Genomic DNA, 15,749 nt, shown 5'->3' on the forward strand with positions numbered 1-15,749 from the left:
CGGACGGTGCGACGCCGTCTGGCCGGTCAGCCGAGGAGATCCTTCAACCGTCTGTCGCTGAACTCGGCGCCGCCCTCGAACCGGGTCGCCGCGCCGTCCTTCTCGGCGAGCACCGAGAAGCCGGTGCCGTAAGTGCGCTCGATGACGACCCGGTCGTACGCGGGGAACTCGTGCGGCTCCAACTCCAGACGAGTCTGCGCCGGCATGTGCTCGAAACGGTCCGGCTTCTTGCCCCGCGACAGCTTCGAGGTCGCGTCACGTCGGATGTGCCGCACCATGCCCTCGGCCGCGGCGACCCACGGTGCGTTCCCGCTGACCGCACCCGATGGGCTGTGCCGTACCGAATGCCGTTCACCGTCCGGGCCGGTGCAATACAGCTCACCGACGTAGTCCCCGCGGACGGGGTAGTTGTCGTCCCCGAGCGCCTGGTCGGGGTAGTAGGTCACCGAGTACCGCAGACCCTGCACCTGGAAGTGCTGCGTCTGTGCGTCGCCCTTCGGCATGGACCCGATCGTGACGTCGCGCTCGGCGAGCCCACCGCGATGTGCTTCCACCCGCGACAGTGACTCAATGCTCGAGATGTCCGGTAACGGCTCTTCCGGTAGATCGGGCAGTGGCTCCTCCGGCTTGCCGTACGGCGGCAGGTCACCTTCGTACTCCGGCTCCTCGCTCGGCCACCCGGCGTATTCCGGGTCGTTCGCCAGGTCGGCATCGGGCTCGCCGGCGACGTGCCCGGCGAAGCGGCCCTTGGCGTCGTGCAGTGCTCCGGACGGATCAACGGTCGTCATGTTCAGGCTCCCTGTCGTGCTTTGCGATAAAGGCCGTGCAGTTTGGTAGCAATGGCGCGCGCCTGGTCCGATCCGGTCGCCTCGGGATCGACGGTCAACGAACGGGTCAGGTAGGACCCGGTGCGAACGGTCGAGAGTCCGTCGGGTCCGTAGGTGTGGGTACCGACGGAGACGAAGTCGTTGTAGCGCGACACCGTGATCGACAGTCGGGTGTCGCCGTACTCCGGCGGGAAGTTGCCGTCGACGTCATCGGCAACCCGCTCGACCTGCTCAGCGAACTGTTGATCGTCCAGGTCACGGACGTTGCCGAAGTCGTCGTAGTCACCATCTAGGGCGATCGTGTCCAGGGCGTCCTGGATGTGCTGGTCGGCAGCGTCATAGTCCGGCAGTCCGGACGACGTCGCCGGCGACCGGGTCGGGTCCACGGTGTCGAACCGGATGGTGCGCTGGCTGACGAACCGGTCGCCCTCGATGTCCCTGCCCGTCTCCGTGACAGTGGAGTGATCCTCCATCCACGCCGAGTAGTCGCTGAACTTTGCGTCGTCGAACTCGTCCACGGAGATCAACGAAGCGGCCTCACGGTCCGCATCGTCGGCGAAATCGTCGTCGGTGTCGTTGAACGGGTTGGTCGCGAGGTGCTGAGCGGATCCTCCCGGCATGGTGACGGCGCTACCGGAGTCGTCGATGTACGTCACCTTCCACGGGCAGCCAAGGTCTTCCATGTCGAGCTGCATCGCAGTGGCCGAGGGAAACAGCGCCTTGCCGACAGAGCGGTGGTAGTCGTAGGCCGTTGCGTCAACGTCGTCCTTGAGAGCCCATGTCTTGCCCCGCGCCGCAGTGTTGGCTGCAGCGAAGGCGTCCGCGTCCGTGATGTGCTGCGGCGCGTCGTCGTACGCCGACACGGTGGGCACCGTGAGCTCGGCGCAGGATTCCCCGGCAATATGACCGGCGAACCGCCCGTCCGATCCGTGAATGGCTCCGCTGGCATCGACCGTCGACATTGGTCAGCGGCTGTTCTGTGCGAAGGCGACATACGCCTCGTCGAAGATGGCGTGCAGGCGACGTGCGCTCGTCACGCTGGGCTGTTCGGTCACGTCAAGGTCACCGGTCGATTCGGCGGCAATGTGTCCGGCGAACCGCCCCTTGGCGTCGTGCAGTGCGCCGGACGGGTCAACGGTGGTCATCGGTAGCTCCTTGCGGGATAGGGAGGGAGGCATAGAAGTAGTTGTCGTCGTTCTCAGTCGACTGAGCCCAGCGCGCGGACGGATCGAGTTCTCGCACAAGGGAATCGATGTCCTGCCAGGACTCGTCGTCGCAGGTGAGGTACCGGTATGAGTCGTCGTAGACACCGTCCAATGACCAGGGTGATCCGCTGGTCGCTCGAGCGACCGAAATCGAACGGACATTTGGCATCGAGGAGCGGGCGATGCAGACGACATCGGAGATCGCCTGCGTGTCGAGCCGGTCAGTCATCTGCCGCAGGTGTTCGCGCTGGCGTCTGCGGCCATCGGGGGTTGCGGCGACCTCGAAACCGACGGGTCCGTCCGTCTTGGAGTCCTCGTCCACCGGTGACCCGGACAGCGTGGCGCGCAGGTGCTCCAGGTCCTCGTCCTGCAGCGTCGAACCGGACTCGCCAGCGACGTGCCCGGCGAAGCGACCCTTGGCGTCGTGCAGTGCGCCGGACGGATCAACGGTTGTCATGACCGATAGAACGGCGGGGCCGATCGGCGGTCAGTCCTACCTGCGTTCGACGCGGACACGCTCATCCCCGGCGTCGGAGATCGACAGGCGCGGCTGGCCGGCGACGACCTCACGCAGCTTCTCGCGGTGCATGATGCGGTCACCTTCGCGCTCCTGAACATCGGCAGCCGCGGCTATAGAGTCCTGGACTCCGTCACTGAGGGACTGTTGGATCTCGCGCTGGCTGCGTACTCGCATGGGCAGGTTCTCACCGACGTCCGTGCCGAAGCGCGCGTCGAGGTAGACCTTGCCCAGATCAGGTCCGCCGAACGTCTTCAGGTCGGAGACGGCCTGCGGCGGGAGCGCGGCAACAGCTTCGTAAAGCTCCTGGTTGAGTTCCTCCTGATTGCCCCTCGCCAGTGTTGCTCGGGGGTTTACCGCGTCCATCCGCGCACGCAGTTGGTCGTTCATGGACCGGTTGATGTTGTCGATGCCGCCGAGATACCGGCCGAGGTCGGGGATGGTCTGCTCGTCGCCATAGGCGTCGTCGAACTTCAGCATTGACTGGTCGTTGAACAGTGCCTGACCGACCTGCGAGGTGTCGCCGGCGCCGTCGAGCGGGATCGAACAGGTGACGCGGGTGTTGTCCCACTCAGTCGTCGAATCGTCGATGTCGGCGCCCCAGTGTGCCTTGGCATACGCCGAGACGAGCGTGGTGCGGGTTTCCAGGTAGCTATCGGAGATGGCGCCGTCCGCGGTCAGATCCATGTACCGATCGACTTCCAGGCGGTAGGTTCCGTCGGTGTCGCGCTGGATGCGTGCCGCGTCGATGCTCGCGTCGGTCAGGTCGTAGGGGTCGATCTCCTCCGATTGTCCCGGGTCCAGGCCGAGATCGGCCAGTGCGACAGCGTCCGTCGACGGCAGGTCTTCGACGGACTCCGCGGCGATGTGCCCGGTGAAGCGTCCGTCGCTGCCGTGGACAGCCCCCGAAGGGTCGATGGTCGACATGTCGCTCCTCAGATTCGGCCGCGCAAGCCGAGGCGGCGCGCGTTGTCGGCGGCACGGTTGTAGTGCCGGTCGATCGCCGACATCGTGGCGCGCACCTGATCAGCTCCTTCAGCTGCGGCGTCATCGGAGATGTCGTTGTCATCCACCCATGTGCCGAACTGCATCTGCGAACCGTCCGGCGCGACGACGTACGCGCCCACGTTGTAACCGCTAGTCTCGCTGGCGGCGTAAGCCTGTTCGGCATACAGCTCCGGCTGTCCGCCGCCGGAGTACTCAGGTTCACGGGACATGAACGCAGCGATGTTCTCGACGTCCGCTCCGAAGTCGTGAGAGTACGCGTTCCCGATCTCGTCCGGGTCGAGGTCACTGCCGCCTTCCTTGTGTAGCCGCTGCATCAACGAATCGACACGCGCGGCGCGTGCCTCTTCGTCGTCCCAGTCGGGTGCCTTCGACGACTCGACGGGGATCGAAATGTCGTCACCCTCCCAGGCGTCGATGTCATCGGACGCAAACTGTGCGGCGGTGTCCTCCGGAAGCCACTCGTAGGATAGTGGGCGCGGCAGGTCGATCTCGGCGCCGTTGGCGTCCGTCGCCGACCGCATCGAGAAGTACCACGAACCGTCGTCGGAATGCTTGTCCGTCAAGTGGCCAACCACCTGCGTCGCCTCCGGGCAGAACCGCTTGAGCGTGAGGTAGACGTGCTGGTTCTGGCACTCGTCGCTCCAGGATTTTCCGGCGGCTTGTGTCGAGCCAGCGCGGTTCGACATCTGCCGGTTGACCTCAACTTGGTGGTCGTACTCTTCCTGTGGCATCGCTTCGATGACCGGCGCAGTCGTCACGTCTGAGAGTTCGGCGATGGACTCCCCGGCGATGTGGCCGGTGAACCTGCCGTCACTGCCGTGGATGGCTCCGCTGTGGTCGATGGTCGACATGTTTTTCAGGCTCCTTGCTGGTGGTTGTGGCGGTCCATGTCTTGCAGCTCCTGGCGGAAGACCTCGTGCAACTTCTGTTGGATCTCGGTGACGGCGTCGTAGCTCTCGGCGCTTTCGTCGTTGGTCAGCCAGTCGTGCTGGACGTACCGGGTGTTCCACTGGTGTCCGCGGACAGCACCGATGGTCATGCCGCTGTCGCCGTCCCGCTCGATGACCAACTGAGCGTTGTAACCGACCACGTTTTCGCTGTCGCCGGCCATGCTCCGCCCGACCTGCTGCACCTGTCTGGACCACACCGACGGGTGCGCGTCCTCGAAGCTCTCGAACCGCTGTCCGGGGCCGTGCAGGATCGACAGCACACGCTCGTTCAGAGCGTCGTCCGTGCTGCCAAAGTCAGGCAGTTCGGGAGGATCGGAGTCCTGGCTGCGGCCGATCGTGGCGAGCCGGTCCAACGGGAGAACCTGCCCGCCACCGAACAGGGTTTGCCCGGGGTAGTCGCGTGCACCGACGGCGTCGAGGTGTGCGTCGCCTCCGACAAGGGCGATGTCGAGGGTCTCGTCCGAGACGGCATCGAAGTCCAAGCTGTTGTAGAGCGGCTGCTCGTCAGCGGCGAGCACTGCGTCGAGGTGGTAAATGCGGTCCTCGCGGTCGAAGGACACAGCGATGGATTCGGCGGTCGGGTAGTCGTGCTTGACCTGCGCGGCGTTCGCGCGCCACTTCGCCTCATCGATTGTGCGGCAGATCTCGTCCCGCTGCCGCTGCAGCTCCTCGATCTCGGGCATGGCAGTGAGGATCGGCTGGGGTTCATCGTGAATCAGTTCAGCGCACAACCCGGTCGTGGATTCGGCGGCGACGTGGCCGGCGAAGCGCCCCTTGGCGTCGTGGATCGCTCCGGACTGGTCGATCGTCGACATCAGGACCGCCCGCCGAACTCGAGGTACGCACGTTCTTCGTCGCGACGGTGCGCCCAGTCCCAGTCGTGCTCGCTCAACGCAGTGGCTGCATCGTCGAGGCTGATGCGCACCTCGTCGTCGAAGTACACCCGCTCCGAGTGCTGCTCGGCGTAGTCCACCAGCCGGATCTGCCTGATCTGCCAGCCGTCACCGTCGTAGGTCGGCTCGAACTCGACCTCGACCGTTTCGTCGGGGTAGGCCTCGGTGAGCAGTTCACCCATCTTGGCGACTGCTCGCTCGGTCGGGTTGACCGGCGGCGCGACAGAAAGATCCGTCGTCGGTTCGGCGGCGACATGGCCGGCGAAGCGTCCCTTGGCATCGTGCAGGGTGCCCGTGGCGTCAATGGTGGTCATCGGGCACCGCCGTCTGGACGCGAGCGGAGAAGCGGTGAGTGTTCATCGCAGGACTCCGTTCAGGGACTGTTCGTAGTGCTGTTGCAGGCGACGCGCGATCGCACGCGCGGCGTCGTTGCCGGTGGCGGTCGGATCGTCGGTGAGCTCGTGGATCGACACCTCGCGAGCGGTAATCCATTCGTGGCCGTGACCGTCGATGCGACGAGACCCGACGCGGAAGGTCGGCCCGGACTCGCCGAAGGTTTCGGGCTCGACATGCAGCCGCGGGCGGTCCGGTTCGGGAAACTCGAGGTTGATCGTGTGGGCGACATCGGTGACGGAGTCGGTGAACGTGTCGTGGTCACTGCCACCCGCCTTCAGGTAGGACCAGTCGTCGTTCGCGATGGCGGCGTCCTCGAAGGACCGCTCGACGGGCTGCTGAGCTGATACGCCATCCAGCGACCCGGACGATTCGGCGGCGACGTCACCGGTGAAGCGCCCGTCGGTGCCGTGAACGGCTCCGGTCGCGTCAACGGTGCTCATGGAAGATCCTTGTTCGCGGGTCGATAGGTCATGTCAGGTGGAATGGCGGGCGCCCGAGCAGCGCCATCAGCGACCGCCGCGGTAGGAGAAGCCCCCCGGCAAGTTGACCGAGGAGACCGAACGGCGGCTCTGGGTGCGCGACCACAGTCGGCTGGTGATCGGGCCGACCTTGAGAGAGACCGAGGACAGACCGTTCTGCGTGAACTGGAACTTCAGGGGGCCGGGGGAGACGCGCTTGCGGTAGTTGATGCTCATGTCTTCGACGGTGCGACGTGGCTCGGCCGGTCTGGCGAGATGAGGCAGCAGCCGCGGTTTATGCGTGCCGTCGCACCGTCACGCGCATACTCCTGTCCGCTGCGCGTCAGGGAGCACTGCGCTGTCCCCGTTGTTCTGTAGCTGCCGTCGCACCGTCACGCGCATGGGTGAACTTGGACGACCGACAGCGACCGGACGCGGCCTGGGAGCCGCCACGAATCTCGGCTCGTCGCGTGACACGAGCGAGGCGACCTTCACCACAACCGCGCTGGTCTTCGACGACATGCCACAGGACTTCGCGGTGGCTCGCACCGCATCCTCCTCGACGGCGCTGGTGCTGCGCGGGGGAGCATCGCCCGACCGCTCGACCGCACTGGTGCGTGCCGGTGACGTGGTGCCGAGCGGATCGGTTCCTGTCCCGTCGAAGCGGGAGATCATCGCCGACGGGGTGCACCAGTACACCAAGCCGCGCCGTCGTGGAAGTGACGTGGTGCAGCGCCGCGTCGGCTGGCTGGCGACCCCGTCGCTCATTCAGGTCATCACCGTCGAACGTCCGCTGCGCCAGGACGGCAAGGCCTACCGACCAGCCGGCGACTGGGAGTTGGCCCGGCGCGTCACTTACGACTGCGCCAGCGGCACCGCGCAGCGGCGCAAGGGTGTCGTGACAAGTGATGCCGTGCGCTCGAGTGCGTCGGAGCCCAGCGGCGCGTCCAATGGGTCGCCAGTCGACGAGGCTGCCGAGCTGGCCGAGTCCGCCCTGCAGTTCGTGCCCGCGAGTGTGCGCCGGACGGTGGTCAGTTCCGTCCCGGCGCCGCTGTTCACGTCCGGCAACATCTACCGGTACAAGAACGGCAAGCACACCGTCGAAGTGGTGCGGATGGACGCGGCCCGTGCCGTCGTCCTGAACGCCGTGCTTGACGCCGGCGCGTCGCAGTGGAGTGTCGAGCAGGCCACCTACGACCTCGGCCCGACGCGCGTCGAGGGGCTCGACGGATGACGACGGAGGCTGCCTTCACACACTTCGAGACGCTCGGTGTCACCGAGACGGTGACACCGGCCGGGCTCAAGGCGGCCTACCGCAAACAGTTGCGACTCAACCATCCCGACATCGTCGGTCCGGTGGGGGAGCAGCGCACCGCCGTGCTGCATGAAGCGTTCCGGATCCTGTCCGATCCGGAGTTGCGTGCAGCGTACGAAGCGGCTCTGGCTGATCCGGCGCGGCCGGACGCAGAGCTCGCCAACGAGCCTCTTTGGGGCGAGGAATCCGACTGGACCGACGACATCGTCGATGCGCCGGTGGTCGACGAACCTGTGCCCCCCGCGCCGCCACCTTCCCCGTACGGCGAGACCGAGCCCGAACCCGCGCCGCCGCCTGCGGCATCACCGACGAAGATCACGTCGATCCGTGTGCGCACGATGGCCCGACGACTGGCCTGGATTGGCGCTGCGGGACTGGGTTGCTGGTCCGCCCTGTACGGCTTGCTATGGGCGACGAGTGGACCGGACATCGCGAACTGGCTCGTCATCGTCCTCCCGCTGACTGTTGCTGTCGGTGCTTCCGGGGTCGGGGTTCCGCATCCGGCCGGCCGACCGTCGAGGTTCGTCTTCTGGGTGGTGGCTATGGAGGTCTCGTTCAACACCGAGTGGGGGTTGTTTCGACACCGCTCGGTTCGTGAGCTGCGCCGGTGTTGGTGAGTTTCGACATCACTCCTGAAGTGGGCAGGCATGGATGGACGTCTAGTTCGGGTCGGGCTCAGCCGTGGCTCGGTAGCGGTCGGCGACTGCGTCTGCCCGAGCGTGCAGGGAAGCGCGCAGTTCGGGCGGGGCGAGCGCTTCAGCGTTGGTGCAGAGCTGCCACAGCGCCCACTCTGCGTGCCAGAGATCTTGGAAGGTGACTTCGAGGCGTAGCCAGCCGTCCGGTTCGGCCTCCTCGGCGCGTACGGCTTCTGCCATGTCGAGGAGGTCGTCCCGGCGCGCCGGGCTCACACGTACCTGGACGGAGATGTGGCCCTCGGACAGGAATTCGGCACACCGTTGTGCCCAGATGTGTTCGAGGTCGACCTGATCTGGTCGCTGGGCTGGTTCGACAAGCTCTTCGGCGGCGTGGATTCGCGATATTCGCATGGTCCGGTCGGTGCCGGACTCGGCGGCCAGTAAGTAGCCCTTGTCTCGCACGGTGACCAGGCCGATCGGGTCCACTGTGTGCCATTGGGGTGGCTGGCCGCGCGAGGCGTAGTGGACCCGCAGTTTGCGTCCGGCGAGGACCGCGCGTCGCACCACCATCACCGTGGCGTCGGGCAGCTCTTCCCGGCTCAGGCGACGGGAAAGTAGGTCGGTCTCGGGGTTGACGAGGAACCGTTGTGCCGCGTTGGTCGCGGCGACCTGGTGGCCTTCGGGGAGGGCGTCAACGATCTTCCGCATTGCTGAGGCGAGAGCCGTCCCAAGTCCGAAGATCTGCTCGCCTGGCCTCGAGCCAGCGGTGAGCAGCGCGAGTGCTTCGTCGTTGTTGAGGCCCGTGAGCTCGGTCCGGAACCCAGGTAGGAGTGCGTACCCACCGTGCCGGCCACGTTCGGCATAGACGGGGACGCCGGCCGCGGAAAGCGCTTCGATGTCGCGCAGGACGGTGCGCGGGGAGACCTCGAGCTCTTTGGCTAGGGCATCCGCGGTCAACTGGCCGCGCTGACGCAGCAGCAGGACCAAGGACACCAGCCGGTCAGCTCGCACGACGAAGACGTTACCGAAATACCTGACACAAGGTGTCGTGATTCAGCGTCAGGGTGGTCACGCGCCGCCGAACCGCGGCGACGCCCGAATGCGGGCGACCCCGATGGAATCTGATTGGAGCTGATGTGGCAATCGAACGAGTGGCCGTCAACCCGGTGACGTGGTCGGTGGAGATGGGGTTCAACCAGGGCGAGGTGATCACCGGCCACACCCGGACGTTGTACTGCTCTGGGCAGACCGCGATGGGAGCCGACGGAACTCCTCAGCATGAGGGAGACATGACAGCACAGGTTGCGTTGAGCCTGGACAACCTGGAGGCGGTGCTGGCCGCGGCCGACATGTCACTGGCCAACCTCGTGCGGCTCAACGTGTACACCACCGACGTCGACCTGCTCTTCCAGCACTACGGAGTGCTGGCGTCGCGGCTGGGAGCAGCCCAGGTAGCGCCGACCACCACCATGCTCGGCGTGACACGGCTGGCGATCCCCGGCCAGATGATCGAGCTGGAAGGCACCGCGGTCGCCTGAGCGACCCCCGCTGCCCGCTCCGGTCACCGTCGGCGCGGGCAGCAAGGCAGGGAGGGGTGATCGCTGATGCACCAGCTGAGGACGATCGGGGTCTACGGCTTCGATGCCTCGTCGTTTCTGGACAGCCTGAACAAGGGCGGGGTCAGCATGCTGCTCGATGTGCGACAGCGTCGCGGCGTGCGAAGGCACCCAGTACGCCTGGGCCAACTCGCAGCGATTGCATGCCTCGCTTGCCGCCGCCGGGATCGGGTACTGGCCAGGCGGCTCCAAGGATCCCTCCGAGGAGGACTACGGCCCAGATTGGCCCGCGGTCCGTGAACTCGACGAAGGACACTTCACGTACGGAGCGCGGCCGAGCACCCAGCGGCGTCATCGCTTCCTCGGGATCAATCTCGGCGTCTGGCGGAAGATGTGCACCGACAACGCCATCTACGACGTCACCTGGCTACCCCCGGTGGAAGCCGCCGCTGCCTGGCGCCGGCTCGGTCTGACCGACAGAAACTTCTGACCTAGCCGCCACCACCGGTACGGTTCTCTACCGATCCCACCACCGTCTTGGGCGCCTCAACCACCGGTCGCCTTGCTCCACGCGCAGCCGACCCGTTAGAGCGAGAACGGCAACAACCCAATGCCCCAAAGCACCCAGCACACCATGGCCCCCATGCCAAGCACAGCGCCGCTGGCCGCAGCGTCACCGAGATCGACTCCGGCAACGGTGCCGACGAGGGTTCCGACAGCCGCACCAGCACCGGCCATCCCTGCGAAGGCGATCCAGTACATCCAGGGACTGGAGCCTCCCGTTTCCTCACCGCGGCCGTAAAGGCGAGCCGGAGCACGCACGAGCAGCCACCTGAGCGCACCGCCAATCTGCGCTAGCGCCGACCTCAATCCTCCACCGTCCTCGCCCACGCTCGAAACTACGAGCGCGACGTTATCGAGTCATCATTCTCGGGTTTTCGAACTCGCCATCTGGTCGGAACCCGCGCACGGCGTGTCCCCGTCCAGTGATGATCGTTTCGGGACGGACAGAGGGCGTTGTATAGGTCGCACAATTCCGACCCGAACACGCCCGGCGTTGCGATTGCGTCATCATTCATCCGTGGCTACGAGTTCGGAGGTGGTGCGTGAGCGCCTCGTCGCATCCTTCACCTGGCGTACGGACCCTTGGAGCGAGTACAGATACGCGGACGACTCGGAATGGTGGCGTCACCCCGAAATCGTGGCGGGCTTGGGTGCTTGTCTGGCGGGACTGAATTCTCAAGCATCGGCTGCTGCGACCGTGGTCATGGGAACCGAATCACGCGGCTTCGCGGTCGCTCTCCTCGTAGCGGCCCACCTCGGCATCGGGTCGCTGAAGTGCGCAAAGAGCCCGAGCGAGCCTCGGACGACGACCGCTGGCTGACTCAACTGACGGTCCCCGACTACCAGGACAGGCATCTGGAACTGGCGCTACGGCGTTCCTGCCTACGCACTGGAGATCGCGTCCTGTTCGTAGACGACTGGATCGAGACTGGGGCGCAAGCAGTGGCCTGCCGCCAGCTCGTCTCTCAGGCAGGGGCGGTCTGGCTGGGAGCCCACGTGATGGTGGACGGACTCACCAACGCCTCGGTGCGGCGTGAACTAGGCGTAGCTCGGATACTGCATCGCCGCGATCTCTGACCGCAGGCGCGCCACCTCCGCACACCAGCTGCTCGAAACAAAGATTGCGACCTCACCTGAGTCGCGAACACCGGCCTTTCGGACAACTCATGAGCCCGGCACCCGCGGCTGGCGCGCCGCGATCGAACGATCGTCACTGGTCGCGGCACCGAAGCTGCCGCGCACCTCGGAAACACGGTGTTATGGGAGCCTTGCAGGGGGCCGGCGTCCCACGCTGCTAGATACGCTCAGCCGGTGCTGATTTGGGCAGAGAGGGCGGCCGTGGCCGCTGGGGTTGTTGTGGCGTCCGCTTGCTCAGGTCAGAGTGGGCTGAGGTATCCGACGCCCGCACCTCTGCCACCAGGAGCCTCGGTCGTGGCGACGTCTAACGCTTCTGACGATGACGACCCCTTGCGCGGAAAGATCCAGGTCGTTGACGTTGGTCGGGCTTCCTGGAGAACGGTCCAAGAGCACTACGTTGCTGCGTATCCGCAGAGCAGCGGCTGGCGCGTTCACAAAGGCGACCATGAACGACTGTGCCTTCTAAACACCACCAACGCTCACCACGACAGCGTTCTCGACGTGGCGCCGTACGAGGGCACACGCGTTGCCTCGACCCCGCATCGGTATCTGGTGATGATCACCCACGTTGAGCGCGGTCAGGGCAATTGCAACGCTGCGTGGCAGTGGGCGCCCGTTGACCTGCTACCAGGACCATCGAACTAAACGGGGTCTCACCGGACACATGTCGCAGGGCTGTTGTTGTTCGAAACGCGCGACCGACCCTTTTTGAGTCTCAAATGGGCAATTTCGAACCTTCTCGAGCACGCTCCCCGCGCGCGGCGCGCCGCCATCCGAAAACGATCGTCACTGAGCGACGGCGCCTGCTGCGCATCTAGGGTCTAGACCCTCGACCAGGCTCGTGCAAGAGACGAGTCGGTGACCCTAGATGCACGCGCCCTGCTCCAGATCCCGGCGTGCGAATGGGGTGTACCCCATCCGCACTAATCCGAGTAGGGAGGCCAACCGCTTAGGGGAGGTGACCCGTCACCCCATGGCCCAATAGGCCATCCCTCGTTGAACTCCGCGCCGAGGAAGGCGACCTGGCAGCCCTCGTTGAACTCCGCGCCGAGGAAGGCGACCTGGCAGCCCTCGTTGAACTCCGCGCCGAGGAAGGTGACCTGGCAGCCCTCGTTGAACTCCGCGCCGAGGAAGGTGACCTGGCAGCCCTCGTTGAACTCCGCGCCGAGGAAGGTGACCTGGCAGCCCTCGTTGAACTCCGCGCCGAGGAAGGTGACCTGGCAGCCCTCGTTGAACTCCGCCTCGCGGAAGTCGACCTGGCAGCCCTTGTTGAACTCCGCGCCGAGGAAGGTGACCTGGCAGCCCTCGTTGTGCTCGTGCCGCCTGCGCAGTGGGCGCGGTGTACACCAGCTTCAACTCCCGGGCGATCTGATCCCAGTACTTACGCGACGTGAGCCGGAAACTGTTGCGGAGCAAGTGAATGACACACGTCTTGGCTTGGGAGGTTCCGTTCGACACCAGTTGTAGGCGAGTTCGAGCACCGACGAGGATCCATCGGGTCAGCATGTTGGCGAGAGTCGACACCACCAGACGCCAGCACAGATGCTTGGCCGTGCATGCCGTGACTTAGCCAGGCTGCCGTGCGTGGTGCCCAACGGCCTGCGCGATGCGGCCAAGGTCACCGTTGAGGCGTTCCCAGTCGAGCTCGCCGACTGTGGCTACCACTTCCGCGACCCACGCGCGGTGAGCGCTCTGGATCGCCGCGAGTGCGCTCTTTCCGGCTGCCGTCGTGACGAGGAGTCGGGACCGCTGGTGGCGTGGGTTGTCCTCGTAGCGCGCAAGACCGTCTGCTACGAGTTCGTCGGCGACGCGCTGAACGCTCTGACGCTGGAGCCCGAGCTGGCGGGCGATGTCCGGGACGGTGGCGCGATCGCCGGCTTGGAGGACCATGCGCCGGGAATGTGTTTGACTTGCCGCCGCGGACACTCGCTCCCCGGCGTCGCGCAGGAGCCGGTTGACCTCGAAGATGGCATGCAGTGCCGCGTCGGCGTCGGGGTTCACGCAACTCTCCTTTGACAGCAGACTGTCATGTGCCTAGGGTTGGCAATGTGACAGCATGCTACCAACTTCTCGTGGGTGCACTCGGGGCCGATGCGGGTTTCGAGTCGCTCCGTAGCCGCTTGAGTCAGACGCGGTGGCCGGTGCTGCCATCGTTGGGCGAGGGGGCGCGCGGTCTTGCGCCGTCGATCGTGGAGCACTATGCGACTGAGTGGGACCACTGGCTTCAGCAGAAGAGCCACGACGGATTGGGTGAGCACGTCGACTTCAGGATCGCGGGCACCCGCGTCCATGCCGTCAGGGTCCGCGGATCAGGGCGCGTGCCAATGTTGCTTCTGCACGGCTGGCCCACCTCTTTCCTCGCCTTCCACCGTGTGATCGAGCCTCTCCGGACTCTCGCCTCCGAGATCGTACTTGCTTCCCTTCCCGGGTTCGGCACCTCGACTTTGCCACCAGGTTCCTGGTCGATCACCGACTCAGCGCGCGCACTGGCTGATGCCATGCGGGCGATGGGCCACCACCGGTTCCTCGTCCATGGACAGGACTGGGGGTCCGTCGTCGCTCGAGCCATCGCCGCAGTCGAACCCGAGCGGGTTATCGGTGTCCACGTGAGCGCAGGGCTACGAGGCTTCATGGCCGAGAGCGCGGACGACGAGCCTGCTTGGAGCAGGCTGCAGAGGTTCGCCGTCGACGGCGGCGGATACCTTCAGCTGCAGAGTCGCCGACCGGACTCGCTGGCATTCGCGTTGTCGGACTCTCCCGTAGGGCTGCTCGCCTGGCAGCTTGACAAGTACCAGCTTTGGCAGGCCCCACTGGGGGACGACTTCGGCCTAGGAACCGACTTCATCGTGGCCAACGCGACTCTCTACTGGCTGACAGCGAGTGCCGGCACCAGCATGCGGATCTATTCGATGGACGCTCCGGACGTGGATGCCGCGGCCGGGGGCGTGCCGACCGCAGTGAGCGTTTTCGGTCATGGAGACTTCGCCGCCCGCTCGGTGTCGTCCCGAGCGAACAACCTCGTGGCCTGGTACTCACACGACAGCGGCGGCCACGTCGCCTCACTCGATTCGCCCGCCGAGCTCGTCGACGACCTGACCGACTTCATGAACCGCATAGGAGCAGACACATGACCGCAAGCAGCCCCATCGTCCTCATCGGAGGTAGCGGCCTTGGCCCTTGGGCCTGGGAACGCGTCACACCGATCCTGCACGACCACGGATTCCGCACCATCACGCCGCAACTACGCACGACGGGCGATGACGCGACGCCCGCGAACGCCGTCAGTCTGGATAACTGGATCGAGGACATCGACGAAGCCCTCAGCGACCAAGCGGATGCCACTCTCGTCGCTCACTCATTCGCCGGCTACGTCGCGGCAGGAGTGCTCGAAAGACAACCACAGAGCATCCGCCGACTCATCTTCATCGATGCCGTTCTGCCGCAGCCGGGCAGGTCGTGGTTCGACGTGATGGGGGCCGGGGTCGCCGGGTTCATGACGAGCCTGGCCAACGACGGGGCGATCCCGTGGTTCTCCCGGGATCAGCTCGACCAGCTCTACCCGGACAACGGGATCGGTGACGCCGACTTCGCGTGGATGCAGCAGCATCTGACCGCGCAGCCGATCGGCACCTACACGCAACCTGCGATCAACGAGCCACTGAGCGCAGCCGGCGTGCCCGTAGCGTACGTTCGCTGCCTCCGGACCAGTCCTCCAGTCGCCGAGGTGTCAGCGGAGAAGCTCGGATGGAGCTACCGCACGCTCGACGCCGGCCACTGGCCGATGATCACCCACCCGGCGGAGACAGCGTGCGTCACCATGGAGCTGGCCACATCATGATCACCGTCGCCTTGTTCCGCAACGTCAACCTCGGACACCCAGGCAGTCCCACTGGTGATGAACTCGTCGAGGCGTTCGGCGGCCCGGCGGTCGCCCGCAGCTTCCAAAGCAACGGCACGGTCGTTTTCGAGGCCATGGATCCGGAGAATGCCTCGGCCGCGGCGATCATCAGAGCGGGCCACCGGGTATCAGCCAACTGTTGTCATCCGGGCGCTGGAGCAAATTCGGCGCGCGGTAGAGGATGTGCCTCCGGTAGATCCCGGGGAAGGTGTCTATCGCTCGATGATCTCGTTCTTTGACGTGCGCCAGTTCCCGACTGTCCGCTTACCGTTCCGGAGCCCAGATGGCCTCGTAGAGATTCGCGCCATGGGGCCCGACTGCGCCCACAGCGTCTGCTGGAAGCCGCGCCAGACCGCAGGCAACGTCACCGGGTGCCTCGAGCAACTGCTG

The 15,749-nt window shown here is 65.7% G+C and carries 20 protein-coding genes and 1 pseudogene; 7 read left to right on the forward strand and 14 right to left on the reverse strand.

From position 1 onward, the window contains the following. Window positions 1-26: 26 nt before the first annotated feature. The 10 genes from FB459_RS09120 to FB459_RS09165 all read right to left on the reverse strand — a co-directional run bounded on the left by FB459_RS09120 (window position 27) and on the right by FB459_RS09165 (window position 6,491). Window positions 27-788 carry a hypothetical protein gene (locus FB459_RS09120; protein ID WP_141928229.1) on the reverse strand — a complete coding sequence of 254 codons (762 nt, stop codon included), beginning with the start codon at window positions 786-788 and terminating at the stop codon, window positions 27-29. A 2-nt stretch (window positions 789-790) separates the two neighbouring features. After that, complete coding sequence (locus FB459_RS09125) at window positions 791-1,690, reverse strand: hypothetical protein (RefSeq protein WP_141928230.1); 900 nt, start codon at window positions 1,688-1,690, stop codon at window positions 791-793. A 102-nt stretch (window positions 1,691-1,792) separates the two neighbouring features. Next, a complete protein-coding gene (locus FB459_RS09130) occupies window positions 1,793-1,972 on the reverse strand; it encodes a hypothetical protein (protein WP_141928231.1) in 180 nt (59 codons plus the stop codon). Then, window positions 1,959-2,489 (reverse strand): hypothetical protein, encoded by a 531-nt coding sequence (locus FB459_RS09135; protein ID WP_141928232.1) that lies wholly within the window; start codon window positions 2,487-2,489, stop codon window positions 1,959-1,961. The genes FB459_RS09130 and FB459_RS09135 overlap by 14 nt, the downstream gene beginning before the upstream one ends. 36 nt (window positions 2,490-2,525) lie before the next feature. Beyond that, window positions 2,526-3,476, reverse strand: coding sequence for a hypothetical protein (locus FB459_RS09140; RefSeq protein WP_141928233.1), 951 nt, complete (start codon window positions 3,474-3,476; stop codon window positions 2,526-2,528). Window positions 3,477-3,484: 8 nt separating this feature from the next. Beyond that, window positions 3,485-4,408 carry a hypothetical protein gene (locus tag FB459_RS09145; protein WP_141928234.1) on the reverse strand — a complete coding sequence of 308 codons (924 nt, stop codon included), beginning with the start codon at window positions 4,406-4,408 and terminating at the stop codon, window positions 3,485-3,487. A 5-nt stretch (window positions 4,409-4,413) separates the two neighbouring features. Then, complete coding sequence (locus FB459_RS09150) at window positions 4,414-5,322, reverse strand: hypothetical protein (RefSeq protein WP_141928235.1); 909 nt, start codon at window positions 5,320-5,322, stop codon at window positions 4,414-4,416. Further along, window positions 5,322-5,714, reverse strand: coding sequence for a hypothetical protein (locus FB459_RS09155; RefSeq protein WP_141928236.1), 393 nt, complete (start codon window positions 5,712-5,714; stop codon window positions 5,322-5,324). Before FB459_RS09155 ends, FB459_RS09150 begins: the two co-directional genes overlap by 1 nt. A gap of 42 nt (window positions 5,715-5,756) precedes the next feature. Then, on the reverse strand, window positions 5,757-6,236 hold the full coding sequence (locus FB459_RS09160; protein ID WP_141928237.1) for a hypothetical protein: 480 nt from the start codon (window positions 6,234-6,236) through the stop codon (window positions 5,757-5,759). Window positions 6,237-6,302: 66 nt separating this feature from the next. Beyond that, window positions 6,303-6,491 (reverse strand): DUF4236 domain-containing protein, encoded by a 189-nt coding sequence (locus FB459_RS09165; RefSeq protein WP_141928238.1) that lies wholly within the window; start codon window positions 6,489-6,491, stop codon window positions 6,303-6,305. 163 nt (window positions 6,492-6,654) lie between these two features. On the opposite strand from FB459_RS09165, the gene FB459_RS09170 reads away from it, so the two are divergent. After that, the gene (locus FB459_RS09170) at window positions 6,655-7,488 is read left to right on the forward strand and encodes a hypothetical protein (RefSeq protein WP_141928239.1); all 834 of its coding nucleotides are present in this window, start codon (window positions 6,655-6,657) and stop codon (window positions 7,486-7,488) included. Then, complete coding sequence (locus tag FB459_RS09175; RefSeq protein ID WP_141928240.1) at window positions 7,485-8,186, forward strand: J domain-containing protein; 702 nt, start codon at window positions 7,485-7,487, stop codon at window positions 8,184-8,186. The genes FB459_RS09170 and FB459_RS09175 overlap by 4 nt, the downstream gene beginning before the upstream one ends. Before the next feature lie 42 nt (window positions 8,187-8,228). Here the strand turns inward: FB459_RS09175 and FB459_RS09180 are convergent, their stop codons facing one another. Beyond that, the gene (locus FB459_RS09180) at window positions 8,229-9,215 is read right to left on the reverse strand and encodes a helix-turn-helix transcriptional regulator (protein ID WP_141928241.1); all 987 of its coding nucleotides are present in this window, start codon (window positions 9,213-9,215) and stop codon (window positions 8,229-8,231) included. Between the two features lie 131 nt (window positions 9,216-9,346). Between FB459_RS09180 and FB459_RS09185 the strand changes: the two genes are divergently transcribed. Both FB459_RS09185 and FB459_RS09190 read left to right on the forward strand, forming a co-directional pair. Then, on the forward strand, window positions 9,347-9,742 hold the full coding sequence (locus tag FB459_RS09185; RefSeq protein ID WP_141929494.1) for a RidA family protein: 396 nt from the start codon (window positions 9,347-9,349) through the stop codon (window positions 9,740-9,742). 157 nt (window positions 9,743-9,899) lie between these two features. Next, a complete protein-coding gene (locus FB459_RS09190; protein WP_141928242.1) occupies window positions 9,900-10,250 on the forward strand; it encodes a hypothetical protein in 351 nt (116 codons plus the stop codon). A 95-nt stretch (window positions 10,251-10,345) separates the two neighbouring features. On the opposite strand, the gene FB459_RS17255 is transcribed toward FB459_RS09190, so the two are convergent. The 3 genes and pseudogenes from FB459_RS17255 to FB459_RS18220 form a co-directional block, all read right to left on the reverse strand. Then, window positions 10,346-10,522, reverse strand: coding sequence for a hypothetical protein (locus tag FB459_RS17255; protein WP_170221803.1), 177 nt, complete (start codon window positions 10,520-10,522; stop codon window positions 10,346-10,348). Between the two features lie 2,244 nt (window positions 10,523-12,766). Then, a pseudogene (locus tag FB459_RS17780) lies at window positions 12,767-12,895 on the reverse strand (transposase); the annotation flags it as partial. Between the two features lie 132 nt (window positions 12,896-13,027). Further along, entirely contained in the window at window positions 13,028-13,351 is a 324-nt protein-coding gene (locus FB459_RS18220; RefSeq protein WP_425472377.1) for a MarR family winged helix-turn-helix transcriptional regulator, read from the reverse strand. Window positions 13,352-13,533: 182 nt separating this feature from the next. On the opposite strand from FB459_RS18220, the gene FB459_RS09210 reads away from it, so the two are divergent. From FB459_RS09210 to FB459_RS09220, 3 genes are read left to right on the forward strand one after another with little or no spacing between them, the layout of a single operon-like run. Next, on the forward strand, window positions 13,534-14,592 hold the full coding sequence (locus FB459_RS09210; RefSeq protein ID WP_281279550.1) for an alpha/beta fold hydrolase: 1,059 nt from the start codon (window positions 13,534-13,536) through the stop codon (window positions 14,590-14,592). Next, entirely contained in the window at window positions 14,589-15,299 is a 711-nt protein-coding gene (locus FB459_RS09215; protein WP_141928246.1) for an alpha/beta fold hydrolase, read from the forward strand. The genes FB459_RS09210 and FB459_RS09215 overlap by 4 nt, the downstream gene beginning before the upstream one ends. Next, window positions 15,296-15,598 (forward strand): hypothetical protein, encoded by a 303-nt coding sequence (locus tag FB459_RS09220; RefSeq protein ID WP_141928247.1) that lies wholly within the window; start codon window positions 15,296-15,298, stop codon window positions 15,596-15,598. The genes FB459_RS09215 and FB459_RS09220 overlap by 4 nt, the downstream gene beginning before the upstream one ends. Window positions 15,599-15,749 lie beyond the last annotated feature (151 nt).

It is taken from the genome of Yimella lutea (assembly GCF_006715095.1).
Lineage (GTDB): Bacteria > Actinomycetota > Actinomycetes > Actinomycetales > Dermatophilaceae > Yimella > Yimella lutea.